Genomic DNA, 24792 nt, shown 5'->3' on the forward strand with positions numbered 1-24792 from the left:
ACGGTTTTTTTCATTTCTTACCTTTATTTATCTGTTTTGGAATTGTTTTGCCTTCAAAGACTGTAGTCTTATTGTGATATTTCCTGTTATTTCTTGAAGTTTTTTATGGTTAAAAGCATCAACCAGAAATAAAAAGGATAAACTAGGAAACCAAAGCTTTAAAGAACAAGTGTTTGAACCCGTTTCTTTACAAACTGGTTCAGAGCTTAAAAAGATAAGTTGTGGATATAGACCTTGCTCATGAGAAGATCAGTCTGACATATCCCAGATAAGGAATCCTGTACTGTGCGGTTCCTATAATCCATTCGTCTTTTACAGGCATATTATAGCTTATCTGTCCTTCTTGGTCATAGTGAGTGTTGGTTATAACATTGTCTCCTTTGGTAATATAACCGGAATACGGAGCAACTGGGCCGTTCTCCCACATAGGCTCTCCAGCTTCTACTCTGTACATAGCCCTATGAATTATTGGAGTCACTCCTTCCTCTCCATATGGGCGGTAAAGAATCACATCTCCATAATCTGAAAAAGACTTATAGTCTGTATTTTTTCCTTCCTCATTTGTGGTAATGTCCACTCTGTCGGCGCTTTTGATGAAGATAATATCTCCTACTTGCATATGCGGTTCCATACTCCCCGACTCCACCGCAACCATAGGAGTCCAGAGTCCGAATGCCAGCTTGGAAAGGACCATGAAAATGATCACGACAGCTACAACAGACAGCAAATCCTTCCCAAGGGAAACCCAGGGTTTTTCCTGTTCCTGGACACTGTTTTCCTTATTAATCTCGCTCATGTTAAGCCTTTATTCTTTTGATTTTATTCTTTTAGGTGCTAGGTGCTGCGTTATATTCTATCCTACTCTGTCCGACTGAAATCTTATCTGGTTGGATTTAAAATCTTATCTGGTTGGATTTATTATGACCCAAGGATTAATACGATTTTAAGACTATATGCAGCCGCAGAACTATTTCAGCCATACATTCTACTTTTCTGACTTATATAAGTTAGTCAAAAATTGATTTATTAAGCCTTTTAATTAGATTTATTGAAGACCTTATCTTTATCTATATTAGTTTTGAACTGACTCTTTTGAATTGATTCTTTTATAATTTTTAAACAAATAATGAACAGATTCATTCTACATTAATAGGAACTAATACTCATTCTACAATAGATAGGAATTAATAACTATAAGTATTCTATCGAGAATACAAAGGTTTCATAAAATCTTCTATTATGGTAGCAAAGTAAATTTAGTAAATTAGTTTCGTATCTTATTAATTTTTATATTTTAAGCAGCTTTTGCTTTAGTCTCTGCGAGTCTTGAGTGAAATCGGTTACAGTGCCAGATCAGGCACGAAGATTTGAAAGAGCTCAGATAAGTTCGAAAGGTCAGGTTGGAATTATGGAAAGAAAGGATATTATAAGGGCTATTATGGAAAAAGAGTATCAGATCAGCCCTGAAGCCGTGGAGCTCATCTATTCCAGTAACTCTCCTGAAGACCTGCTCAAATATATCCTCTCAACTGTAGATGACTCTGTTATTGTCATAGGAACCGAACATATAGATTTTGAAGGCTTTGCCGCTTACGGAAAGGCTTCAACGCTGAATTATACAAAGAAAGAAAAAAATCCTGATGACACAGAATATGAAAAAAAATCTGATTTCAAAACTTTAGCAGGGGAGTTCCCCTCGGACAAAATAAATGCCCTTGATACAGAGAAAAAGAAAATTCTTTCGGGGGCTCCCATACTTTCTTCCATACCAAGCAATCCATCATCTGAATCTGATTCCTTTTTAGTGCCCAATTCTCTTTCAGAGTCTGCTCTTTCCTCAGAGCCTGATGTTGTTATTACAGCTCATGAGTCGATTCTAAAATCACTTCAAGACTCTGTTCCTGATTCTATTTCAGTTCAGGATATGGTTCCAGATATGGCTTATGAACCAGCTCCGGATATTCTGAACACTTTACATACTCCAGACACTCCGAATACTCTGAATACTCCGGATACTCAATCAAATGTGGTTTTATCTGACGAAGCCTCTGCCTCCCTTTCTTCAGTAAAGGCAGCGCCTCTGCCTTTCTCCTCTCTCCCCTCTCAGGCTATAAATAGGTCATCTTCTTCTTTTTTTGGGCAAGGGAACTCTCTTCCCCCCTCTCCTTCAAATAGAATTTTCAGGAAAGAGTCAACTTCCTCCTTTTCTGGAATCGGATTTCTTTCTGGTTCTAAGAACGAGGAATACAAGCACTATCCAGGCAGAAATCCTGTGACTGTATTTTCCGATATAACAGGGCATTCCACCTGTGTAGGGGAATACATGCAATTTGTGCAGTATTTCAGGGATAGATACAGCAGGCTTTCAGAGATTATTCGGGGAAGGATCAATGCACGTCCCATCGAAAGCTTAAAAAGAAGAAGCTTTCGCCGAGGAGGAGGAGACGGAGGTTCTGAGGAAATCTCGATTATAGGCATGGTTTCGGACATCAGCAGCACAACAAATGGACATAAAATTCTTTCGTTAGAGGATCCGACAGGTTCTTTTCCAGTTCTTATTCGGAATTCAGATAAAGAACTTTTTGAATTTGCATCAAGAATTCTCCTCGATGAGATCATAGGTGTAACGGGTTCGGTAACAAATGACGGAAGCCTCATGCTCGCCACAAAGCTAATACAACCCGATATCCCGAATAATGTCCAGCGCAGAACCGGAAGCCACGGTAAAGCTGTACTGATTTCGGATGTGCACGTGGGTAGTTCCCAGTTTATGGAAGATGCCTGGCTTGATTTCCTGGATTTTTTGAAAGGAGAATCGGACTCAGAAAGCATGCGAGAGCTTGCAGCCAGTATTCGTTATCTTGTTGTTGCAGGAGACATTGTTGACGGAATAGGGATCTATCCTGACCAAGAAATGGAACTGGAAATTCTAGATGTCTATGAACAGTATAGGAAAGCTGCCGAGTATTTCAGGGAAATTCCCGAGCACATTCGCGTAATCATAAGCCCTGGAAATCATGATGCTGTCCGCCAGGCAGAACCCCAGCCCGCTCTGCCGGAAAATATTCAGGCTTATTTCCCTCAGAATATTGTTTTTGTTGGTAATCCTGCTTTTCTGGAGCTTGACGGTGTCCGTATTCTTATCTACCACGGCAGGTCGATTGACGATCTTGTGGCGAGCATCCCCGGAGTCTCATATCAGGAACCTGCGGGTGCAGTTCTTGAGATGCTAAAACGCAGGCACCTTGCTCCTACCTATGGGAGCAGGGTTTCCATATCTCCTGAGAAAAAGGATTATTTCATAATCGATCCTGTGCCCGATATCATTCATACAGGCCATGTCCACACCCTTGGAGTCCAACGTTATAAAAACGTCCTTCTGGTCAATTCTGGAACTTGGCAGGGCCAAACAGAGTTCCAAAAACGTGTAAATCTGGTGCCTGTTCCTGCAAGAGTCCCAATTGTAGATTTAGAGAATTTTGACGTAAAAATTCTTGCTTTTGACTGATTTTGATTGGATTTTGTTTATTCAGCTTACCCTAAATCAGTTATTAAGGTAGTCTAATAAATATGCAGAACTGAAAGATATTTGTGTTAAGGTTATGATTTTGCTTATCATAGCATATATCTTTGCAGAAGGGACACTATTATATATTAGACCCCTTGAAAAATGATGAGTTTTTTAAGGGATATTAAACCTTATTTGTCCAATTAAAGTACATTTAATTGGGAAGGGACTGAAGCTATGTTTAATTAGGTAAATAAGGCTTAATATATGTTCAAAAACTGATCATCTTTTGAGGAGTCTAATATTAAAGTATATGGATAACTTTACGTAAATATTAGTTAATGCTTATTAACGTCATCTATCTATCAAAAATATGTGAATATTGTAGCAACTTTGGAAAAGAAACACAATTCTTTTCTGGTCATGTCCGTAAGTTATTGAAAACCATAAGCTTAAGAATATCTATACATTTTCCACAAAGTGGGGAATGTGCCCGATTTTCCAAATAAAATCAACAACTCACGGACAAGATCTGAGATTAATTGTATTCAACTGATTAAGATTCAGTTGAGTCTTAATCGAGAGTCGAACTTTTTTAGCCTCTGGTAAGATCTAAATTATTACAGGTTACAGTTGGTTTGTATAGAGTTCTGAATCTCTCCAAAATTATTTTCCGATCCTTATATATACCTCAAAGATTTAATATTCGAAAAATGCCGCTAGAAGAAAAAAAGGAAAACGCCGGGAAAGATTTCCCGGAAATTCAGGAAGAAAATCTGGAAGGAGAATCTACTGTTCTTCCATTTGACATTCCTGATTTCAAAACTCTCCTGAAAAAGCAGGGCTATGCTTTGGCAGGCCGCCACTCGGCCGTTAAGACCTGTCTCTGGCTCAGACACGCTATGAATGACCAGGGGTTCTGCTATAAATCGAAGTTTTATGGAGTTCAGTCTCATCGATGCCTTCAGATGACTCCGACGCTTATGTGCAATCAACGTTGCCTTTTCTGCTGGCGCCCGACTGAGGTTCCTGTTCCTGCGCCCGAGGAGTGGGATTCACCTGAGAAGATAGTGGAAGAAAGTATTGTCTGCCAGCGTAAGTTAATTACAGGCTTTGGCGGTTCTCCTAATGCACTTAAGGAACGCTGGCTTGAGGGCAATGAACCAAACAATGTTGCGATCTCCCTGTCAGGTGAGCCAACCTTTTATCCTTATCTCCCGGAGCTTATCGAGGAGTACGAAAAAAGAGGTTTTACGACATTTCTTGTCACAAACGGCACAGTTCCCGACATGCTTGCAAAAGTTTCCCCTTCCCAGCTCTACATGAGCCTCGATGCTCCGGATCTTGAGACTTATCTTAAGGTCTGCCAGCCCAGATCGCCTGCCCTATGGGAAAAGATCAATGAATCTCTGTCCCTAATGAAACAGAAAGAATCAAGGACAGTTATCAGAACCACCCTGGTAAAAGGTGAAAACCTGTTCAAGCCTGAGGCTTATGCCAAGCTAATGGAAAAAGCCTCTCCTGATTTTGTGGAGATAAAAGCGTATATGCATCTGGGTTTTTCAAGGCTCAGGCTTGACCGATCTGCAATGCCTACTCACGAAGAGGTCTTAGAGTTTTCAAAGGAACTTGCAAAACATATTGGGTATGAAATCGCAGACGAATCTGAAATTAGCAGGGTAGTCCTGTTATCAAAGGATGGGAAAAAGTCCCCTGTCAACAGAAATAAATCTTCTGTCAAAAAGGTTCTCTATCTTGATTAAACTCAAGTTTTCTACCATTAGTACTAATAATAATTAACCTCAGAGTATACAGAATGGTTTTTATATACCTACAAATATATAATTTAAGTCGGGGGATAGAAACAAATATAAACTCATGTTTCAATTAGGATATAGTTCCAGCATGGATTAATCCAGTTTTATAGTCATATACAGTTTGAGTAAAATTATGTCTCACATCTAGTGTTATCAACAGAACATGAAAACGAACAAGTTTACGCCTTATAGGCACTGGCTTTTTTCCGGAATTTCGGAATGTCGGTTTTTCTGACAGCGTACTCTTACTTTCAGTTTTTCGTGTTCAAAGCGGTTTTTACATTCAGCTTTCGGTCGAGACTGAACTCGCTGTGTGATTTGTCGTTATCAAATCTTTCATCACCCTTGTTGAGCTAACCGAAAAGCTAAACGAATGATGAACTGAATAACAAAAATTACCAAGATTCCTAATTAAAATGTCAAAAGTGAGATTCTTAGATGTGTTTTCAAATTCCGTAGTTCAAATTGATTCTAAGCTCAAGACAATTTGAGTTCAAATTGATTGAAAGTTCAAACTTATTCACTAATCCAAGTTAATCTGCCTTACATTTATTAATCTCAATCGAAAAGGTAATCTCAAATTCAATAATGGATTCAATTTCAAATTTACCAGAAATATCAGAATTTTGCTATCTTCATGGGGAACTTTTAAAATGACTGAACAATCTGCACACGAAAAATACGAATTTAAAAAGAAGCTTGAAAGCCTGAGGGATAAGAAAGGAAGAAGTACCGAGCTAATTTCGCTTTATATTCCTCCTGACAAGCAGATTTTTGACGTTACAAACCAGTTGAAAGACGAACACGGGCAGGCTGCAAATATTAAGTCTAAGCTTACCAGGACTAATGTACAGGGGGCCATTGAATCTCTCCTTTCAAGGCTCAGATATTTAGACAAGGTACCTGAAAACGGAATAGTTTATTTCACAGGGGCCGTGGATATCGGAGCTAACAAGACGAGTATGGAGAGCGAAGTAATTGTCCCTCCTGAACCCATTACTGTTTATAAGTATCACTGTGACTCCTCTTTCTATCTTGAGCCTCTTGAGGATATGCTCAAGGATAAGGGCACGTTTGGGCTTCTGGTGCTTGACCGCAGGGAAGCCACAGTAGGGCTTCTGGTCGGAAAAAGGATCGAGGCCTTTCGCAACCTTACCTCAACAGTTCCGGGAAAACAGAGGAAAGGTGGTCAGAGTTCTCATCGTTTCCAGCAGCTCAGGCTAATTGCCATCCATGAATTCTATAAGAGGATAGGAGACGCCGCAAATGATATTTTCCTAGCAGTTGAGCCTAAAGATCTCAAAGGTATCCTGATAGGAGGCCCTTCTCCTACGAAGGAAGAGTTCTATGCCGGAGAGTTTCTGCACCACGAGCTTATGAGAAAGATCCTTGGGCTCTTTGATACGGCTTATACTGACGAATCAGGGCTCTCGGAACTTGTGAATGCTGCCGCAGATAAGCTTCAGGATCTTGAACTCATGGGGCAGAAGAACGCTGTCAGGGCCTTCTTCAAAGAACTTATTTCCGACTCAGGTAAAGTAGCCTATGGGGAGACCCAGGTACGAGCAAACCTTGAAATCAACGCTGTGGATGTGCTCCTGCTTTCCGAAGATCTGCGGGCTGAAAGGGTAACCACGAAGTGCAGTGTTTGCGGATATGAAAATAAGTGGACACGGCGCTGGAAACCTGGAGAATCTGCCCCGACAGCCGGGAATTGTCCAAACTGTGGAGCTTCCCTTGAAGTCACGGACGTTACCGATATCGTTGACGAGTTCTCAGCCCTTGCTGACAAAAGCAATGCAAAAGTTGTTTTCGTGTCTACCGACTTTGATGAAGGGTCACAACTCATGAACGCTTTCGGAGGCATTGCTGCAATTCTAAGGTATAGTACTGGAGTCTAATCTCATCCGGACTCCTATCCAATACTTTTTATCCAATACTTTTTTAATCAGACTGTCCTTAGATCACTGAATCAAAATTAGTAAATTAAAGTTATCATATTGTTTTCGTAGTTTTTACAGGTGATTTATCTTGTTCCTGGAATTAAAAGCTCAGGCTACATCAATCTTAAAAGACGCTATCCAAAAGGTCGGACTTGAAATTGAAGATTCCGAACTTTATTTCGAAACCTCTTCTTACGCTGACCTTGCAAGCAGGGCCGCTTTTAGGCTGGCAAGTCTGTACAAGCAAAACCCGAAAGAACTTGCAACCCGCATTGTTTCTGCAATCGAAATTCCGGATAATTCATACATAGGAGAGGTAAGTGCTTCTGGCCCTTACATTAACTTCCATGCAGGAAGGCACTATCTGAACAGGACAGTTACTGCAGTTCTTGAAGAAAAGGAGAAATTCGGCTGCGGAGTCCCAAAGGATAAAATTTTACTTGAGCACACCTCAGCAAACCCTAATGGTCCTTTACACGTAGGGCACATCCGAAACTCCATTATCGGAGACACTCTTGCCCGCATTCTCAGGAGAGCAGGATATGATGTAGAGGTACAGTATTATGTTAATGATATGGGTCGCCAGATTGCAGTAGTTTCCTGGGCATGCGAACGCTTTGAGCTTGACCTTTCCAGAAAACCCGACTCTGCCATTGCTGATGTGTATATCAAAGCTAATGTCGAGCTGGATAAAAATCCGGATTATGTAAAGGAAATCGATTCTCTTATGGAAAAGGTAGAAGCCGGGGATGTCAGGACAATCGACAGTTTTAACAACGCAGTTTCCCTGGCGATCTCGGGAATTAAGGAGACCCTGCTTCGTTTAAATGTTGTCCATGATAAGTTTGTCAATGAATCTAGTTTCCTTAAATCCGGGGCAGTGCATGACATTGTCGAAAGGATCAAGGCGACCGGTAGGACAAAAACAGACAAAGGGGCACTTGTGGTAGACCTTTCAGACTACGGGTTTAAAAAGACCCTTGTTATCCAGCGTTCAAACGGTACTTCTCTTTACACGACAAGAGATCTTGCTTACCATGAATGGAAAGCCGGACAGGCAGACCGCATAATCGATGTTTTCGGAGCTGACCACAAGCTGATTTCAGGCCAGCTAAGGGCCACCCTGAACGCAATCGGAGTCAAGGAACCTGAAGTCGTTATTTTTGAATTTGTCTCTCTCCCTGAAGGTTCAATGAGCACCCGTCGCGGGCAGTTCATAAGTGCAGATGAGCTCTTTGACAGGGTTACGGAAGCAGCCCTCGAACAGGTCGAAACTCGTCGTCCTGAGACCTCTTACGAATTCAAGAAGCAGGTTGCAGAAATGGTGGGAATAGGCGCGGTAAGATATGATATTGTAAGGGTCTCCCCGGAAAAATCCACGGTTTTCAACTGGAAAGAGGCTCTGGACTTTGAGAAGCAGGGCGCTCCTTATATCCAGTATTCCCATGCTCGTGCCTGCAGTATTCTCGAGAAAGCAAAAGAAGAAGTAGCCTGGGATCCCTCTGCAGAAATCGAGCCTTCTCTGCTTGTCGAGGACACTGAAATCGATCTTATCAAGAAGATGGGGTCGTTTGACAGTATAATCGACCTTGCAGCCCGCGAACTCAAACCTCACGTGATTGCGATCTATGCCCGTGAACTCGCTGATGCTTTTAACCAGTTCTACCGCTTTGTCCCTGTAATTGCTGCCGAGGACGAGAAAGTCAGGGCTGCAAGACTGGCTCTTGTGAACTGTGCAAAGATTGTGCTTGCAAACTCACTTGATACACTTGGAATTGCAGCACCCGAATCTATGTAAGTAAAAAATAAATGTCTGTATAGACATATTAAAAGGAGTTAGAGATAAAAATAAAAATAACTTTTTTATCTTTTTATTCTCTTTCCTTCTCTCTTCTTCCCTTTTCTTTTTGTTTCTCCTCAATCTTCCTTTTTTGAATATCATCTATCCGCTCCTGAAAAGGAGGTTTTGAGAAAAATATAAAATCTTTTGCAGCAAAAAATATAGTTTACAAATACTGATGCAGATATTATGACCACTATAAACGAAGCTTTTCGGATATTCTTGAATGAGCAGGAAGCTAGCTTGAAACCTGATGCCTTCTTGGACCTTGAAGATGTAATCCTTCTTTATGAAGAATTCCTGGAATTTAGTGCTGAAGATTCTTTCTCTGAAGAAGACAGAGAAATTTATAATGCCCGAAATGAACATGACAACAAGAGCTATTGCGACATTTTTGGTCCTGAGCATCTCACCCCATCCGGAATTAAGGAGTTTCTCAACGATTATGTAGTTGAAGTCGGAGGAGGCAAGAAGTTTACGGGTACAGCCGCTAGAGTCCTTGAAAAATTCTTTGAATGGGCTCAGGAAAAAGGTTACATTGACGAAAAGGCTTTTGAAGTAAATAGCAAGGTTCTCAAGAAGTATAAGAAAAGCTATTGAGTATCTAGAAAAATGGGAATTTTTTTGCTTTAGTTACTCAGTAAAACTTTATATTTGTCTCATTATAATCATGCTCTTTCCTTAATACCTGATAGGTAACTTAGAGTGCTTATCCCATTTACTGACATAGGATATTTTGTTTCATTTCTATATTCTATTATAGTTTTTAGCATTGGATATTTTTCAATATTCTTATTCTTATATCTGGAAAATTTTGTCAGAAGCCTTGAGATTAAGGGATTTTCAAAGTGCATCCCCCATATCGGGTTATCTATTTTCTCGTCATAATAGCTGTGAATAAATGTCCTATAGTACTGTAGTTTTTCATATTTTGAGCGTTTCTCTAGAGGCTTAAGGTTTAAAATATCGGTAGTACAATCTATTTTTTTAAGTATGCTGAAATCTCCTGAGAATAACCAATCTCTTGCATATTTTTTGTAAAGGTCCTGATTTACCCTGTGTTTTATTGGTATTTTCAGATAAAAATTAATCAGTTCGGTGTCCCAGAATGGTATTCTCCATTCATACCCGAAAAACTCATAGGTTCTGACTGAATTTATAATAAATTTGGGCTGTCTTTCATTAAAATCAAAAAATTCTATTGCATTTGCACAGGTTTCATTATCATTTATTTCCAGTCCAAATATTAAGTTCTTTAATTTTTCTTTAAAAATAGGTTCAAGCTCATAGTTATAGGGTAATTTCCAAAGATTGTAATGCATTCTCAGGGAATCTGCCAAAAAGGTTTCTAAATCATATCTTATTGAGGTGTCGAGGTAAGACTTGGGAATATGACTACCTGAAAGCACATCTCCGGTGTGTCCTGGAACAAAAACGGAATTGTCTGGAATTTTTCTCTGGTTTTTCAGTTCTTTGAGAGCGACAAAATCATGTATATGTGGCAGAGATGACAGGTTCCCAGCCCATTCTTGGAAATAATTGCCTTCTTTAGAGTTACGGCATTCATGACACTTTTGAGCTGTATACTTTACAAAAAACCATTCATATCCAAGAGCTTTTGCTACCTGTTTACTTATCATGGATTGTCGATTACCTTCTCTTCCATAACTAATACAGATAACGTCATTGACTCCAAGCCTTTTTAACATTGTAACAATAATACGCGAATCCAGTCCTCCACTTAAAGGCACAACCAACCGTTTTCCCTGTTTTATGGTACTTTCAATAAGTCTCGAAAAAACGTTTATAAAGACAGAATCCAGCATTTCAAGAAGCTTCTTTTCAGGCAGTCCATAATAGTTTCCATGTAAAAATCTGAAATAGTAGGAAGTTTTAAGGCTGTCCTTTTCTTTCTGATAACTTAAGATTTCTCCATTTCTCATTTGTTTTATGCTATCAAAGAGAGTATCTCTCCCTGTTACATAGCCTACAAGCATAAATTCTGCTGCATTTTCCTCATTAAGTTGCTGATTAATTTTGCTTTTTAAATAGCAAGCACTGTCTGACACAATAAATGTGTCTTCTGCTATTGTATAAAATAGTGGAATACTCCTTAGTTTGTCCACAGCACAAAATATCGTACTTTCAGTCTCAGCTACAATCGCAAACTCTCCATTTAACTCTTTAAGGAGATTTTCAATTTCTTTTTTCTGGCCGTGATTTTCTTTACAGATTAATGACGATATTAACTCAACGAATTCTTGTGGATTCAGGAGTCTATTATTAAAAAATACATTGCCTTTTAGATGATATGTAACTCCGTTAAATTCTATTTTTTTCCACGTATAATGCTTATTAAGTAAGCTTACCTCATTTTTCACTGTACACCCCCAAAATTGACCCCTTTATTAATTTATATTTTCCTACACTTTTCTTCAACTAAATGTTAAAACAATACAGCGAACGCTTAAGGTGGAATAATCTTTAATTTTAGAATTTCCATCCAATATGTCAGAAACTGTGGTTTATTTTTGATCGAAATTATTTGCCAGAAAACACATCTATGTAAATATGATATTATTTATTAGCTCCAATCTATACTTCATTTGTTTAAATTCCTTTTTATAAAATATAATAATAACCTTGTGTTATTGAACAGGATGATTTCCAATAATTATAATACTTGATACTGTCTTAAATAACAGGTATGCAGGACGTTATTTTTATTGATGGAGGCAGTCTTCCCACGCCTGAAGGTATTACAAGGGAATGGGTAAAGACCGCGGCTGAAAACCGGGATGAGGACGAGAAACTTTTTTCTATGGTAAAGGAGGCTTTCCGGAAGAAAATAGATGTGGGAGTGCATGTACCCACTTATCCTCAGTTTAGAGATATGATAGGGCAGTTTCTGGATATTATAAAAGATGAAAAAAACTGTTATGAGCCTTATGTACTGAAAGAAGAAAATGCAAAGATCCTTGAGTTGGAGATAATTGACGAGGTTGCAAAACAGTACAGGGAAGAAACAGGAGAAACACTTGAAGTCAGGGTTTGTATTGCAGGCCCAACAGATCTCTACCTCCAGGCGTTTGGGGCAACGGATTATGTAGATGCATATCATGTCCTTGCACTGGACCTTGAAGATTTCATAAAACAGGCGTTTATGGCTGCGAAACACTTTAAAATAAAGGTTATAGCCCTGGATGAGCCAAGTCTCGGGATAAATGACAGAATTCAGTTTTCTGATACTGACATCATCTCTGCTCTCACTGTCGCTTCCACCTACGCCAGGAATCAAGGGACAGATATGGAAATTCATCTTCATTCTCCATTAAAATATAAACTTGTCTGCGAGACCCCTATCAATATTATAGGCTTTGAATATGCGGCAACTCCTTCTTACCTTAATCTTCTGGATAAAAAAGTGCTTGAGGACTCAAACACCTACATCAGACTTGGAGTCTCAAGAACCGATATCTCCAGCCTTATAGGCATTGTCAATGAGACTTATGGGGTCAATGCCTGGAAGAAAAGGGAGTACATGCAAAAAATCGTTACTGACCTTGAGACTCCGAATGTCGTAAAACAGAGGCTTGAAACGGCTTATTCCGTGCTTGGAGATCGGATAAAGTATGCAAGTCCGGATTGCGGACTGGCTTTTTGGCCGGATCAGGAACTTGCCTTCAAACTTCTTGAGAATACCGCAAAAGGCATTAATGAATTTAATGCGGAGAAGAAAAGTGAGGGCAACTAATTTTTTTGCAATAATCTCTCTTAAATAATAAGGATAATTTTTCCGAAATAATCTTCTCCTAAAAGATTGAATAGTCGAGTGAAATTTAAGTTTTCTAGTTTTTTTTTCTTTTTTATATTTATTCTGTTTTCCAATAACGCTAAATCCTTAAAGGTCTACTAAGAGGATATGGAAGAAATCATCTTTGACGATATTGGGAGTTATCCCCTTCCTGAAGGAGTTAGTAAGGAATGGGTCCAAAATGCCTTTAAAACGAGAACCGAAGATGAGAAACTCTTTACGGTAATCAATGATGCCTTTCAGCAAAAAATAGATGCAGGTGTGAATGTTCCTACCTATCCCCAGTATCAGGATATGAATGAGCAGTTCCTGAGGGTGATCAGGGATTCTAACTGCTGTGACAGCCCCTTTGAGGTAAAACTTGAGTGTTCCAGGATCGAAGAGCTTGAGGCTATAGAGAAGGTTGCAAAAGCTTATAAGGAAAAGTTTGGAGAGACTCTGAAGGTAAGGATCTGTGTAACCGGTCCCACCGAACTTTATCTGAAAGAGTTTGGAGGTACAAAGTATACGGACATCTATTCTCTTTTTGCAAAAAGCGTGAATAATTTTGTTAGAAATTCCATGAGATCTGCAAAAAATTTCAAGATCGCAACGGTTTCTATTGATGAACCAAGTATAGGGCTGAACCCTGAGCTTGCTTTTGATGAAAACGATATTATTTCTGCCCTTACTAATGCTTCAAAAGCGGCCAGTAAGTGGGGAGCCGATGTAGAGGTTCACCTTCACTCTCCTCTTTACTATAATCTTGCCTGTGAAACTCCTACAATTAACGTTATAGGGGTAGAATCCGCTGGCACACCTTCTTACCTGGAATTAATAGATAAGAAAGTTCTGGAAGATACGGATTCTTTTCTGAGACTTGGGATTGCGAGAACCGATATTTATACTCTTGCAGGAATCCTTAGTGAAAGATACTGTACTAACGTCTGGAAAGATCAACAATATCTTCCGGAAATCGTTAGCGGACTTGAAACCCCTGCTACTATAACTAAGAGACTCAGGGTTTATTACAGGCGTTTTGGCAATCTGATTAAGTATGTAGGTCCTGACTGCGGGCTTGGCTCCTGGCCCAACCAGAGAATAGCTTTCATCCTGCTTTCCAATGTAGCTCAGGGTATAAAGGATTTCAGGGAATCTCTCTGACCCTGAACTCTTTAATTAGCTTTTATATGAAATTTATCTGGAAAATCCGTAACCTGAAAGGGCCATAGCCTGAGAAATTAGGCTTCGTTTTTCCTTCCAGTAGAAGTTACATAGTAAAATTGTATTTCTTGAAAAATAGCCGACAGATGCCAAAGCACAGTGGAAATAGAGGGGTATTTTTTATAAACTCTTTTTATAGCAAATTTCGATTTTCAGGATTTTTAATCATTTGTCGAGTCTCCCGTGCCTTCTATCGATATCATCCATCATATCCAGCATTTTTCGAATAGCAGTTCGAATAGCATCAGATTGACTGACAAATTTTTTGTTATCTCCTACATGTCTATTCAGGTCATCTAGAAGTTCTTGGGGAATTTCGACACTTACTTTTGGCATTAGAGCTGCACCTTTTAGATTTTTATATATTTGATATTTTTTACCAATTGATAACAATCAATTAGTCATTTCCAAATATGTTACTGATATTTTAATAATGTGAGGTTATGGGATTACCTTATAGGATAAATTGTTGAGTTATAAATTCGATCTACAGAAATAATCCTGTAATGGATTCCCATCTAGTGGATTTTCATCTAAGGGTTTTATATAACAGATTTGAAATTCTGAATTTTTAAGAATCCAGGATAAACCTAGGACAAAATCAAGCACGAAATCGGGGCACAATTTTTTTGATCAAGGGTATTTTCTGCATTACTGCTACAATGATAAGAGAAACAGTGAACAATAAGCCTGTAACCTACAGGATAGATATTATCGGGCTTAGAAAAGACGGAGATAGTAAAAACACACCGAATATCCCGTGACGTACATAATGCAATAGCATTGGATGAAATAAGGTATTAATATAAAAAATTAAAATAACATAATGCTCCAGATTTAAAAGCCATATTTTGCTATATAATGACTAAGATTAACAAAAATTCTATTAGTTAATTAATGAAAGAGTCCATAAATCGATGAAAAATGCTCAAAATTAGTAAAAGAATACTCAAAATCACTTAACGAAATCTCAGAAATAGATAACGATAGCGGGCCCGAAGGGATTTGAACCCCCGGCCTATGGATTAAGAGTCCATCGCTCTGCCTGACTAAGCTACGGGCCCACACATTATTATTCTTGCTAAATAAGCGATTCTCAGAATGGATCTTTAATTATTTATAAGTTTCGGCATGGGTACTTTTCCTTTATAATCTTTCCGAAATAAATCTGAATTTTGTAGAATTTTTTCAGGCTTTTTAAGTAAAAATCTTTCAAAAATTTTTAAATTTTATAAAGAATCTATTTTATTCAGATTATTTTTATTTTTTAAATGAATTGACCTTATTTAAGTATCTTTCAAATTAGAAATCAGAAGTCTGACAATCAGAAGTTAATTTTTTTTCCTAACTTCATTACTTTTCTTTTTTCACAGATATTAAAGCAAAACGTTATATACAAGCGAATATGAGTATGACCAATTAATTGACTTATCCGAAGCTCTGTTGGGGATCAGTTAATCAAATAGATTAAGTAGAATGTGTACTTCCTGAATTTGGGTTCAAGTTTGGCTTGTTAAGTACTTTTTTACTCTTTTCTGTCGATAGAGCTTTCTTAAGCTAATTAATAGAAGTTAAAGGAATGAATGTAATGTTTAGAGATGAACGTGCTCCTGTGCCCGTTGAAGAGGGCGAAACCTACGACGTAACTATTCAGGATATTGCTCGCCAGGGAGACGGCATTGCCCGTATCGAAGGTTTTGTAGTTTTTGTCCCGAATACAAGTGTTGGCGATGAAGTCCAGATTAAGATCGAAAGAGTACTTCCCAAATTTGCATTTGCAAGCATTGTCGAGTAAATGCAGGAAAATAAAATAACTGTATTAAATTTAAGTAAATTAAAGGAATGATTTCCCATGTTCAGAGAAGAAAGTCGCTCAGTCCCTGTCGAAGAGGGCGAAGTTTACGATGTAACTATTCAGGATATTGCTCGTCAGGGAGACGGCATTGCTCGCATTGAAGGTTTTGTTATCTTTGTCCCGGGCACCAAAGTTGGCGATGAAGTCCGGATTAAAGTCGAAAGGGTACTTCCCAAATTTGCATTTGCAAGCGTCGTCGAGTAAATGCAGGAAAATAAAGTAGCTGTGTTAAATTAAGTAAATTAAAGGAATGGTTTTCATGTTCAGAGAAGAAAGTCGCTCAGTCCCTGTCGAAGAGGGCGAAGTTTACGATGTAACTATTCAGGATATTGCTCGTCAGGGAGACGGCATCGCTCGCATTGAGGGTTTTGTAGTCTTTGTCCCGGGCACCAAAGTTGGTGACGAAGTTCGGATTAAAGTCGAGAGAGTACTTCCCAAATTTGCATTTGCAAGCGTCGTCGAGTAAACTCGGGAAATAAATCATATCGTCTTCAATTAATTATTAGGAATGGTTTTCATGTTTAGAGATGAAAGCAGCTCAGTTCCTGTTGAAGAGGGCGAAGTTTACGACGTAACTATTCAGGATCTTGCTCGCCAGGGAGACGGGATCGCCCGTATCGAAGGTTTTGTTATTTTTGTCCCCGGCACCAAAGTTGGCGATGAGGTTCGGATCAAAATCGAACGGGTTCTTCCCAAATACGGTTTTGCCAGCCTTGTTGAGTAAGCAGGATATTCGAAACGAAAAAAAGCGAGACCGAAGAATAATATTTACATATAATTTTTCAGTCTCCTTTCCATTCACATACTTATTAATCTCCTAATTTTCATTCTTGGAGTTATTTTCCTTTAATCTATTCTTGTTTTTGTGCGTTTATAGTCTGTATATTCTTATCTACTTATTGTCTTTCCAGTTTATTTGATAGGATCATATTTTTTGCGTATTTCATCATGTTCTTTATGCTTTAATTGTTTGTTCACGGCGTCTGATAGTGAACATTCGATGCTATTATATAATAGATATTCAATCATATTTTGAAAACTAAATTGACAAATTTTTGCCAATGCTTCAGAGATGTTTGCTTTACATATATAGCCGGGAAAGTATCCCGGAGTGATTTCTAATGATTCGTTTTATCAAGTACCACCCCAGGTCCAATACTTACATCATTGAAAAACGGGCTTTTCTTGAGGAAGATCTTACTCTGAACGGCAATGTAATTGTCGGGCAAGAAGTGAAGTTCTGGAAGAACCTCACAGTGACTGGCAGGCTTGAACTCGGAAAAGGTTCTATTGTTAAGGGCAATGTAAAAGCCAAAAGTGCTCTTATCTGTTCTGAGGCAAAAGTTCTGGGTAATATAGAGACAGATTCTGAACTCGTTCTTCTTGATAGAGCTAAAATAAATGTTGCGGCCTGCCAGGGAGATATCCACGTCAGGCCCGGGTGCACACTAGACTCCGTAAAAGCAGACGGTACACTTGAACTTATTGGAAAAGTTATTGTCAGAAAAGTGGAACCATTAACAAAAGTGATTATCCGAGCTGAAGAATAACGGAGTTTTCTACAGGAATTTAATTTTTTTCTTTTTCTTCTTTGTTTGCCTCTTCACATTGTGGCTTATCTTTATTTTGTCAAAAACATAGTACTTTACCTGTGGAACCTTTCTTCTTCCAGAAGTCTCAGGACACGATCCCTTAAATGGTTAACCTCTGGGCTTGTTCTGGATCGCGGGCGGGGAAGATCCACTTTTACAATCTCTTTTATTCTTCCTGGTCTTGCGGTCATGACCACTATTCTATCCGAAAGAACAACTGCCTCATCCACACTGTGAGTTACAAAAAGGAAGGTCACATGTTTCTGTTCCCATATCTTCAGGAGTTCATCCTGGAGAACATTTCGAGTCTGAGCGTCCAGAGCCCCAAAGGGTTCGTCCATAAGGAGGACTTCAGGCTCATTGGCGAGGGCTCGTGCAATGGCTGCACGCTGCTGCATACCTCCGGAAAGTTCATATGGATAACTATTTTTGAACTGCTCAAGGCCTACAAGCTCTATATATTTCTCCACATGTTTCCGGGCTTCAGACTTACTAATTCCCTGCATTTCAAGCCCGAAAGTAATATTATCGATAACTGTTCTCCAGGGAAACAGGGAATATTGTTGGAAAACCATGCCTCTTTTAGGGTCCGGGCCAGTTATAGGAACTCCATTGAGTGTAATTTCTCCTGAAGTCTGGGTTTCAAGTCCTGCAGCAATACGGAGCAGAGTGGTCTTCCCACAGCCGGACGGTCCTAGAAGGCAGATAAACTCTCCGTCTTCAACATCAAAGCTCACATTATGTAAGGCTTCTGTACCTGAATTGTCTTCTTTTTTAGTGAAAATACGTGAAATGTTTTTTACACTTACTCTGCCCATTTTATACCACAGTTCCTGATGTCCATCTCAGTAATTTTGCGTCTACATAACGTCTGAAGAAGCGGTCAATTAAAAGGCCCACGAATCCTAGCAGGATCATATAAACGAGTACAAAATCCATCCTGTGTAGATAATAATTGTGCCAGATCTGATATCCAAGTCCCCTGTTACTAACTCCAAACATTTCCGCAGCTACAAGGCACATCCAACCGACTCCCATGGAAATCCTGATTCCTGCAACAATTGAAGGCATAGCTGAGGGAATTGCGATATGACGTATAAGATCCAAATTTCGGGTACAACCAAGAACCTTTGCTGCTTCAACATAAACTTTAGGTACATTTTTAAACCCAGTATAAGTATTGACAATAATAGGAAATACCATTCCTGCAAACACAACGAAACCCGCAGCCTGATGAGTCAATCCAAACCATACAATTGCAAAGGGAATCCAGGCAAGAGGGGGGATCGGGCGAAGTATCTCTATTATAGGATCAATTGCTCTGTTTGCTTCCTTGAACCATCCCATAATTATTCCGAGAGGAATTCCTATTACGAATGCTGCAATAATACCGATTGAGAAATGAAGCAGACTTGTCAGTGCATCCGTGAAAATTAGTCCACTTTCAATGATTGAAAAGAAAGAGGTGGTTACATCATAAAAACTAGGCAGAAGCAACTTATTCTGTACTATTCTATCCGCTACAAGCTGCCATATCGCAATTACTATTATTAGAGACAGTGCTTCAATACCATTTTCTTTTATTGTTTTTATGAAATTATTTTTCATGTCTACTTAAAAGGATTCTTACTTTTTTACCTTTCCGGCACATTTTATCTCTCAGAAAAAAGAGAATTTGAGGTTGTCCCTTATATATGCAGAGGCAACCGAACTTTATTTTATTCTTTGTTATTCCTTAGCTTGTTCCTCACTTATTGCTTTCTCATAGAAGCTTGTATCAAAGATCTCTTCCTGTGTCAGGGCTTTTGGAATATACCCAAGCTCATACTGAACGTTTGAGTAATTGACAGCTGAGTTTTCGATCAAGGCGGGGTCTGTAATCCATTTTCCATCCCATTCCTTAAGAGATGCCTTTACAATTTCAAGATTCTCTGAAGTTTTGTTTGAGTAAATTTGGGCAGCTTCGTCCACATGCTCCTGGTTATATTCTGTTGCCTTAATATGTGTCTTTGCAATCTGTTCCACAATATCCGGGTGTTCCCTGATAAGTTTTCCACTTACGACAAGTACACAGCAGGAATGGTTTGCTTCCATTTCTCCAGACTGTAATATGATACGCCCATTACCTTCCTTTTCTACAACTGTTGGGGAGGGGTGAGGCAGGAATACAGCATCAACCTGTTTGGCTGAAATTGCAGTGACAGCATCTCCTGGAGCCATTCCAAGAATTGTCACATCTTTTTCAGGGTCAAGCCCGTTTTCCTTGAGCCAGTTCCTGATCAGGGTATCCTGAATTGTGCCTGGCGGGTAAGTAGCGATCTTAAGGCCCTTTAAGTCTTGAGGGCTTTCGTATTTGTACTCGGGCCGAAGGACAAGACTTGAACCGTTTATCTGGACAGGCTCAATAATCTTTGCGTCAAGGCCCTGGCTGAGAGCTGTGATCACAGGGGCTGCCCCTACATAGGCAACATCCAAGTCTCCAGCCAGCATTGCCTGCATTTCAGGAGCTCCTGTCGGAAACTGGTATTCATTGATCTTCGTTATTCCATATGGTGCAAGGTCTGATTTCCACCATCCATTTTCAGCCGCAGTCATATATGCGATCTGATGGGTACTTGGCTGATAGCCAATATTCAGTTCGGTAAGTGTAGAAGTCTCATTTACTTCACTTTTATTACCTTCATTACTAGATGTGCAGCCAGATACGAAGATAGATGCAACCATCAATAAAACGAGTAAAATTATACCTAATTTCTTCAAAGCTTCACCTCGATAATATTTACAACTGGTAATAATTCATGTACTGATAATCCATATAAATGATAACATCCATTACTTAAATAACATTTTTATAACATTTTTTTGAAATTTGGTCTTTCTTCATTAAGAAAAATTAACAGGCTTTCTATCTTTCTTTTTGTCATCTCTCAATAAACTACTTTGAGAAGAATTTTATATTTCCATATAAGAATTCCAATTATAATAAAAAGTATATACGCTGCTGGATATTAATATTTTTTTACACTTCCTATATATAACCTCTCAAAGCTGTTTTTATTATATCCCAAATGTATTAATACATCTGGACATAGTTCTCATTAAGGACTATATTTCCTGCAAAATGTAGATTATTTACCGTCGTTAAAAACTCTTTACAGAGTTTAAAAGGTTGAATTTTATGAATGTTGCAGACAAGGTTATCAAATCCGCATTCGAATCCGATGAGGTTTTTCAAAAAACACTTTCCACTGTAATTAAAGAGGATCTTAACCTCACTGCTGTGGATTTCGCCAAAAAAGCAAATATACCTCCGAGTACCCTTTACAAGATCCTGTCCGGGAACCGGGATCCCAATATTAAAACTCTCCGCCAGATCGTTAAAACAATCCGCGATATTAATGAATCAGACAGTGGAGATTTTATTGCTGTAATTGCAGCCCGCACGGTACTTGACAATATAGTAGAAACAAAGAAAAAGATAGCTGGTAGGCTGGTCACAATCAGGGAATATTCTGCAACCTCAATGGAAGAAGCCATAATAGCAGCAGTTAACGCCGAAAGAGATGGAGCAAAATCCCTGGTCTGCGCTCCTATAGTAGGCCCGACTGTGGATAAAATTCTAAATATTCCTGTCACAACAATTATCCCGAAAAACAGTCTCCTAGATGCGATTGAACTTGCGCTCAAAAAGATGGAGTAAAGTACAGTCGGGCATTCAAAATAAATCTATGTGGCGTGGAACAATGAGTGTTGCGAAATAAAAGATACTGAATAGCTATCAGCAAAACCCTGAAAAACTGCTGAATTTAAATCAAAGTTGTATTTTTTATTTTAAAAATAGAAAGGGTCCGCGTTTTATGTTAACGCGGGAATTTTAAGTCTTTACTCTTTTTTGTTTTTGAATTTCATTTTCCTGAAGAGTTTATCTTCCTGGATTTACTTCTTCATTAACTCCTTAAACTTTTCCTGAATCATTCCAATATCCCCACCGCCTTTTGTAAAGTAGTAAGCAGCTCCACCGACTATTAACAGGATAATGGCTATAAAAGCATAGAGCAGTAAGGAAGATTTTTCCTTTACAGTGTAGGTTGCAGTTTCTCCTCCAATTTCTACCGTGTAGGTTCCTGGCACATCTTCTGCGTACTCAAAGGTTACAGTCGTATTATTTCCAACATCCAGGGAAACTTCTTTTGAGTCGCTTACGTTTCCATTAATAAGCAATTCTACACTCTCATTTCCTGCAGCATTGCCTTTATTTCCGATATTTATCGAAATTGCCGCATCCTTTCCTGCACTTACCTCTAAAGGCTCAATTACCAAGTTTGAATATTCGAAGACAGCTTCAAAATCTTTTACTTTTACATTTACTTCCTTATCCTCGAATCCTTCCTTTGTTATGCTCAATTCCAGATTGCCACTTTTATCTGTCGTATAGGCAGTTTTTCCGTCGGAATCTGTTTTGGCAATGGTATCTCCATCAATCGATACAGCTGCACCCTTAATGGGCTCGCCACCGATCGCCTTGACAACCTCAATGTTCAGGGTGTCGCCAACATAAACTGTCTTCGGTGAAATGGTAACTATCATTTCTTCTTTCGGAGCACTGACGTTAATATTTTTGTTTGCGGTTTTGTAGTCATCCTTTTCTGCAGTTATCTTGAAGGTTCCAATCTCTTTAGCGGTATACTCGACAACCCCATCGTCACTTGTTTCGCCTACACTGCTTTCGTTAACCAAAACATTAGCGCCTTCGATTTCTTCTCCACCTGCAGTCACTTTGATATCAAATGTATCTCCTGCATAGATATTATCAGGTACATTTATTTTCAGTGAGTTGTTGTCGTCTCCATTGCCACCGGTTTCAACCTCTACAAAGGGGTAGAACCTGAGATTACTGTCATCAGCAGTTTTGAAACTGACATTACCCATGACCTCAACGGTTTCATCCTGGCCAAGTCCGATGTTACCATCGTTCTTCATTGTGATGCCACTTTCAGAGACACTGGTAACCTCCATCTCACCAAAGGAATCTCCATTGTTGATTTCAGTGTAATCGTCCGAGAGCTGGAAGAGACCCTGTATGAAGACAGCGGAGGTCTCACCTCCTTGAAAAACCGTGCCGATATGGGCAATGATTATGGGCACATCTTCTGCTTCTCCAAGATCAGCTTCATAGACATAATCATCGCCAGATTTGAGGAATGCCTCATCTACTACATCGCCATCTTTTTCAAGCTGTACCCGGACAGATTCTCCGTTGATATCCACTTCCACGATATTCAAAGAATAACCATCTTCAAGGGCAAGGGCAGAACCTGAATCCATAGACCTTTTGTCGTCGTTGTCTGTAAGTACTTTACAAAGAATGTTGTCCGAAAGAAGACTTACATCATCAACAGCTCCTTCCACGGAGTCTTCAGTATATCCGGCAAAGTATTTGTCTGCCATGAAACCAATAACTGTGAAGTTTCCCCATTCGTTGTGTTCAAAATCAACGGCTTGAGGTGTGGACTTGTAGACAAGTTTATCTGAAGGTATATCTCTATCTCCAAGCTCTTCTACTGTAAGGTTTTCAGTCCCAATTCCTTCATCTATGTTGTAATAGAAACCTTCAAAGTTAAAGGGTGTCCAGCTGGGGAGTGAGTCACCATCGATTTTCTCGTCATAGACAGTTCCGCGCAGCTCGTAGGTACCGGCTTCCGAAGTGTCAAGGACCGGGGCAAAGCGCAGTTTGTTGTCATCAGCTACCTGAATCTGTATTTTACCCATTAGGTCTACTGTATCTCCCTTATCAAGTCCGACGCTATCATCATTCTTCATCTTTATTTCATTGCTGCTCAGGGAGGTTACTTCCATTTCTCCGAATGTGTTTCCGTTTTCAAGTTCTACGTACTCGTCCGAAATCTGGAAAAGACCCTGTATGAAGACAGCGGAGGTCTCACCTCCTTGAAAAACCGTGCCGAAATGAGCAATGATTATGGGTATATCTTCTGTTTCTCCAAGATCAGCTTCATAGACATAGTCTTCACCAGATCTGATAAAAGCTTCATCTACTACGTCTCCATCTTTTTCGAGCTGTACCCGGACAGATTCTCCATTGATATCCACTTCCACGATTTTCAGGGAATATCCTTCCTCGAGAACAAGAGAATCTCCGGCATTCGCTGATTTTTTATCGTCAATATCTATGAGAATCTTGGAAAGAACCCCATCAGAAATAGGGCTGACGTCATCTCCTACAACTTCAGATCCATTTTTAGTATAACCTGCAAAGTATTTCTCTGCCATGAATCCGATTATCTGGTACGAACCCCATTTACTGTATTCAAAATCAGTTTCAGTAGGTCTTGTTACGTATTCAATATTTTCTGATTTTATGCTTCTACCTATATCTGTAATGGTCATCTCTTCAGAGGATACTCCTGAGTCAAGGTCATAATAGAAGCCTGAGTAACTCTGGGCGGTCCATGTGTAGGTTTCGGGCATTCCCTCTTCCCATATCCTGTTTCCAGTTGAATTGTCTGTGGGTCCGACGTTCAAAGTCCACTTTTTTGTCGATGACTCATAAACAGAATTAGGATCGCTGATCACTGCCTTGAGGGTAAAATTTCCTGTACTGTCCTCTTGAAAATCGTATGAAGAAGAGGTTACACTTTCCTCTTTTTTCTGTGATTTGTCTTCAACAAACCATTCAACATTAATGTTTTGGTTATCTGTGCTGGAGTTGACTTTGAAAGTTTTAGACACTCCTTTATCTACTGAAATATCTCCTTCGGAGGGGTCAGTCTTAACAGATAATCCTCCGGCTGCTTTCCCTTCAACGTTCCAGGCTGCTATTTGCTCTCCTTCTACACTGGCTGTCACCTTGTACGAACCTGACTGGAAGACATGACTGAGAGTCGCAATATTATTCCCGCCAGTAGAACTTGTTGTGCTATTTCCATTTTCAGTCCATACAACATTTGCTGTTTCATTTAAAGGAATGGTGAAGGTTTGAGTTTCACCCACTATTCCTATAACAGTCGAATTCTGTGAGGGTGTAGGGTCTGACACTATACTGGGAGCTGCAGCTGTAGCTCCACAAAGTAACCCTAGTACCAGAATTGCTGTAAATATTTGTAAAATAGCTTTACTCATGTTTCATCCTTCTAAACATTGTGCATAAATTCTATTTGTTATCTTTATATCAAATCTTTATATCAAAATCTTTCAAATTTACT

At 39.3% G+C, this 24792-nt stretch carries 21 protein-coding genes and 1 tRNA gene; 14 read left to right on the forward strand and 8 right to left on the reverse strand.

Annotated elements, in window-relative coordinates:
• Positions 1 to 238: 238 nt before the first annotated feature.
• Positions 239 to 796, reverse strand: a complete 558-nt coding sequence (locus BP549_RS11335; protein WP_292376747.1) for a signal peptidase I — start codon at positions 794 to 796, stop codon at positions 239 to 241.
• 612 nt (positions 797 to 1408) lie between these two features.
• Here BP549_RS11335 and BP549_RS11340 point away from each other — a divergent pair.
• The 5 genes from BP549_RS11340 to BP549_RS11360 all read left to right on the forward strand — a co-directional run bounded on the left by BP549_RS11340 (position 1409) and on the right by BP549_RS11360 (position 9708).
• Positions 1409 to 3508, forward strand: a complete 2100-nt coding sequence (locus tag BP549_RS11340) for a DNA-directed DNA polymerase II small subunit (RefSeq protein ID WP_292380824.1) — start codon at positions 1409 to 1411, stop codon at positions 3506 to 3508.
• A gap of 713 nt (positions 3509 to 4221) precedes the next feature.
• The gene (twy1, locus tag BP549_RS11345; RefSeq protein WP_292380654.1) at positions 4222 to 5271 is read left to right on the forward strand and encodes a 4-demethylwyosine synthase TYW1; all 1050 of its coding nucleotides are present in this window, start codon (positions 4222 to 4224) and stop codon (positions 5269 to 5271) included.
• A 707-nt stretch (positions 5272 to 5978) separates the two neighbouring features.
• Complete coding sequence (gene prf1, locus BP549_RS11350) at positions 5979 to 7226, forward strand: peptide chain release factor aRF-1 (protein WP_292376749.1); 1248 nt, start codon at positions 5979 to 5981, stop codon at positions 7224 to 7226.
• Between the two features lie 130 nt (positions 7227 to 7356).
• Positions 7357 to 9066: an arginine--tRNA ligase gene (gene argS / locus BP549_RS11355; RefSeq protein ID WP_292380656.1), complete on the forward strand. Its 1710-nt coding sequence runs from the start codon at positions 7357 to 7359 to the stop codon at positions 9064 to 9066.
• 231 nt (positions 9067 to 9297) lie between these two features.
• A complete protein-coding gene (locus BP549_RS11360) occupies positions 9298 to 9708 on the forward strand; it encodes a hypothetical protein (RefSeq protein ID WP_292376751.1) in 411 nt (136 codons plus the stop codon).
• A gap of 68 nt (positions 9709 to 9776) precedes the next feature.
• Here the strand turns inward: BP549_RS11360 and BP549_RS11365 are convergent, their stop codons facing one another.
• Positions 9777 to 11489 (reverse strand): asparagine synthetase B family protein, encoded by a 1713-nt coding sequence (locus BP549_RS11365; protein ID WP_292376752.1) that lies wholly within the window; start codon positions 11487 to 11489, stop codon positions 9777 to 9779.
• Positions 11490 to 11815: 326 nt separating this feature from the next.
• On the opposite strand from BP549_RS11365, the gene BP549_RS11370 reads away from it, so the two are divergent.
• Both BP549_RS11370 and BP549_RS11375 read left to right on the forward strand, forming a co-directional pair.
• The gene (locus BP549_RS11370) at positions 11816 to 12862 is read left to right on the forward strand and encodes a methionine synthase (RefSeq protein WP_292380659.1); all 1047 of its coding nucleotides are present in this window, start codon (positions 11816 to 11818) and stop codon (positions 12860 to 12862) included.
• A 168-nt stretch (positions 12863 to 13030) separates the two neighbouring features.
• Complete coding sequence (locus BP549_RS11375; protein WP_292376754.1) at positions 13031 to 14065, forward strand: methionine synthase; 1035 nt, start codon at positions 13031 to 13033, stop codon at positions 14063 to 14065.
• Between the two features lie 225 nt (positions 14066 to 14290).
• On the opposite strand, the gene BP549_RS11380 is transcribed toward BP549_RS11375, so the two are convergent.
• The gene (locus BP549_RS11380; RefSeq protein ID WP_128506349.1) at positions 14291 to 14461 is read right to left on the reverse strand and encodes a ribbon-helix-helix domain-containing protein; all 171 of its coding nucleotides are present in this window, start codon (positions 14459 to 14461) and stop codon (positions 14291 to 14293) included.
• A gap of 293 nt (positions 14462 to 14754) precedes the next feature.
• Between BP549_RS11380 and BP549_RS11385 the strand changes: the two genes are divergently transcribed.
• Entirely contained in the window at positions 14755 to 14889 is a 135-nt protein-coding gene (locus BP549_RS11385) for a hypothetical protein (protein WP_292376755.1), read from the forward strand.
• A 226-nt stretch (positions 14890 to 15115) separates the two neighbouring features.
• On the opposite strand, the gene BP549_RS11390 is transcribed toward BP549_RS11385, so the two are convergent.
• A tRNA-Lys gene (locus BP549_RS11390) sits at positions 15116 to 15189 on the reverse strand.
• A 524-nt stretch (positions 15190 to 15713) separates the two neighbouring features.
• On the opposite strand from BP549_RS11390, the gene BP549_RS11395 reads away from it, so the two are divergent.
• The 5 genes from BP549_RS11395 (at position 15714) to BP549_RS11415 (ending at position 17530) form a co-directional block, all read left to right on the forward strand.
• Positions 15714 to 15920: a TRAM domain-containing protein gene (locus tag BP549_RS11395; protein ID WP_048122563.1), complete on the forward strand. Its 207-nt coding sequence runs from the start codon at positions 15714 to 15716 to the stop codon at positions 15918 to 15920.
• A gap of 57 nt (positions 15921 to 15977) precedes the next feature.
• Positions 15978 to 16184, forward strand: coding sequence for a TRAM domain-containing protein (locus tag BP549_RS11400; RefSeq protein ID WP_011033303.1), 207 nt, complete (start codon positions 15978 to 15980; stop codon positions 16182 to 16184).
• A 55-nt stretch (positions 16185 to 16239) separates the two neighbouring features.
• Entirely contained in the window at positions 16240 to 16446 is a 207-nt protein-coding gene (locus BP549_RS11405) for a TRAM domain-containing protein (RefSeq protein ID WP_011306043.1), read from the forward strand.
• 51 nt (positions 16447 to 16497) lie between these two features.
• Complete coding sequence (locus tag BP549_RS11410) at positions 16498 to 16704, forward strand: TRAM domain-containing protein (protein ID WP_292380828.1); 207 nt, start codon at positions 16498 to 16500, stop codon at positions 16702 to 16704.
• A 397-nt stretch (positions 16705 to 17101) separates the two neighbouring features.
• The gene (locus BP549_RS11415; protein WP_292380664.1) at positions 17102 to 17530 is read left to right on the forward strand and encodes a polymer-forming cytoskeletal protein; all 429 of its coding nucleotides are present in this window, start codon (positions 17102 to 17104) and stop codon (positions 17528 to 17530) included.
• Between the two features lie 95 nt (positions 17531 to 17625).
• On the opposite strand, the gene BP549_RS11420 is transcribed toward BP549_RS11415, so the two are convergent.
• The 3 genes from BP549_RS11420 to BP549_RS11430 all read right to left on the reverse strand — a co-directional run bounded on the left by BP549_RS11420 (position 17626) and on the right by BP549_RS11430 (position 20332).
• Positions 17626 to 18390: an ABC transporter ATP-binding protein gene (locus tag BP549_RS11420; RefSeq protein WP_292380667.1), complete on the reverse strand. Its 765-nt coding sequence runs from the start codon at positions 18388 to 18390 to the stop codon at positions 17626 to 17628.
• Position 18391: 1 nt separating this feature from the next.
• Positions 18392 to 19180: an ABC transporter permease gene (locus BP549_RS11425; protein ID WP_292376760.1), complete on the reverse strand. Its 789-nt coding sequence runs from the start codon at positions 19178 to 19180 to the stop codon at positions 18392 to 18394.
• A 120-nt stretch (positions 19181 to 19300) separates the two neighbouring features.
• Positions 19301 to 20332: an ABC transporter substrate-binding protein gene (locus BP549_RS11430; RefSeq protein WP_292380669.1), complete on the reverse strand. Its 1032-nt coding sequence runs from the start codon at positions 20330 to 20332 to the stop codon at positions 19301 to 19303.
• A 418-nt stretch (positions 20333 to 20750) separates the two neighbouring features.
• Between BP549_RS11430 and BP549_RS11435 the strand changes: the two genes are divergently transcribed.
• Positions 20751 to 21272: a helix-turn-helix domain-containing protein gene (locus BP549_RS11435; protein WP_292376762.1), complete on the forward strand. Its 522-nt coding sequence runs from the start codon at positions 20751 to 20753 to the stop codon at positions 21270 to 21272.
• 236 nt (positions 21273 to 21508) lie between these two features.
• Here BP549_RS11435 and BP549_RS11440 read toward each other — a convergent pair whose 3' ends face one another.
• The gene (locus tag BP549_RS11440) at positions 21509 to 24709 is read right to left on the reverse strand and encodes an S-layer protein domain-containing protein (RefSeq protein ID WP_292380673.1); all 3201 of its coding nucleotides are present in this window, start codon (positions 24707 to 24709) and stop codon (positions 21509 to 21511) included.
• Between the last annotated feature and the right edge of the window lie 83 nt (positions 24710 to 24792).

The organism is Methanosarcina sp. UBA289, from assembly GCA_002496565.1.
In the GTDB taxonomy this organism is placed as follows: domain Archaea; phylum Halobacteriota; class Methanosarcinia; order Methanosarcinales; family Methanosarcinaceae; genus Methanosarcina.

What these genes read in the sequence shown, in the direction of transcription:
- BP549_RS11335 (WP_292376747.1), bottom strand. Translation starts at nt 796, where the DNA reads ATGAGCGAGATTAATAAGGAAAACAGTGTCCAGGAACAGGAAAAACCC.
- BP549_RS11340 (WP_292380824.1), top strand. Translation starts at nt 1,409, where the DNA reads ATGGAAAGAAAGGATATTATAAGGGCTATTATGGAAAAAGAGTATCAG.
- twy1 (WP_292380654.1), top strand. Translation starts at nt 4,222, where the DNA reads ATGCCGCTAGAAGAAAAAAAGGAAAACGCCGGGAAAGATTTCCCGGAA.
- prf1 (WP_292376749.1), top strand. Translation starts at nt 5,979, where the DNA reads ATGACTGAACAATCTGCACACGAAAAATACGAATTTAAAAAGAAGCTT.
- BP549_RS11360 (WP_292376751.1), top strand. Translation starts at nt 9,298, where the DNA reads ATGACCACTATAAACGAAGCTTTTCGGATATTCTTGAATGAGCAGGAA.
- BP549_RS11370 (WP_292380659.1), top strand. Translation starts at nt 11,816, where the DNA reads ATGCAGGACGTTATTTTTATTGATGGAGGCAGTCTTCCCACGCCTGAA.
- BP549_RS11375 (WP_292376754.1), top strand. Translation starts at nt 13,031, where the DNA reads ATGGAAGAAATCATCTTTGACGATATTGGGAGTTATCCCCTTCCTGAA.
- BP549_RS11380 (WP_128506349.1), bottom strand. Translation starts at nt 14,461, where the DNA reads ATGCCAAAAGTAAGTGTCGAAATTCCCCAAGAACTTCTAGATGACCTG.
- BP549_RS11395 (WP_048122563.1), top strand. Translation starts at nt 15,714, where the DNA reads ATGTTTAGAGATGAACGTGCTCCTGTGCCCGTTGAAGAGGGCGAAACC.
- BP549_RS11400 (WP_011033303.1), top strand. Translation starts at nt 15,978, where the DNA reads ATGTTCAGAGAAGAAAGTCGCTCAGTCCCTGTCGAAGAGGGCGAAGTT.
- BP549_RS11405 (WP_011306043.1), top strand. Translation starts at nt 16,240, where the DNA reads ATGTTCAGAGAAGAAAGTCGCTCAGTCCCTGTCGAAGAGGGCGAAGTT.
- BP549_RS11410 (WP_292380828.1), top strand. Translation starts at nt 16,498, where the DNA reads ATGTTTAGAGATGAAAGCAGCTCAGTTCCTGTTGAAGAGGGCGAAGTT.
- BP549_RS11415 (WP_292380664.1), top strand. Translation starts at nt 17,102, where the DNA reads ATGATTCGTTTTATCAAGTACCACCCCAGGTCCAATACTTACATCATT.
- BP549_RS11420 (WP_292380667.1), bottom strand. Translation starts at nt 18,390, where the DNA reads ATGGGCAGAGTAAGTGTAAAAAACATTTCACGTATTTTCACTAAAAAA.
- BP549_RS11425 (WP_292376760.1), bottom strand. Translation starts at nt 19,180, where the DNA reads ATGAAAAATAATTTCATAAAAACAATAAAAGAAAATGGTATTGAAGCA.
- BP549_RS11435 (WP_292376762.1), top strand. Translation starts at nt 20,751, where the DNA reads ATGAATGTTGCAGACAAGGTTATCAAATCCGCATTCGAATCCGATGAG.
- BP549_RS11440 (WP_292380673.1), bottom strand. Translation starts at nt 24,709, where the DNA reads ATGAGTAAAGCTATTTTACAAATATTTACAGCAATTCTGGTACTAGGG.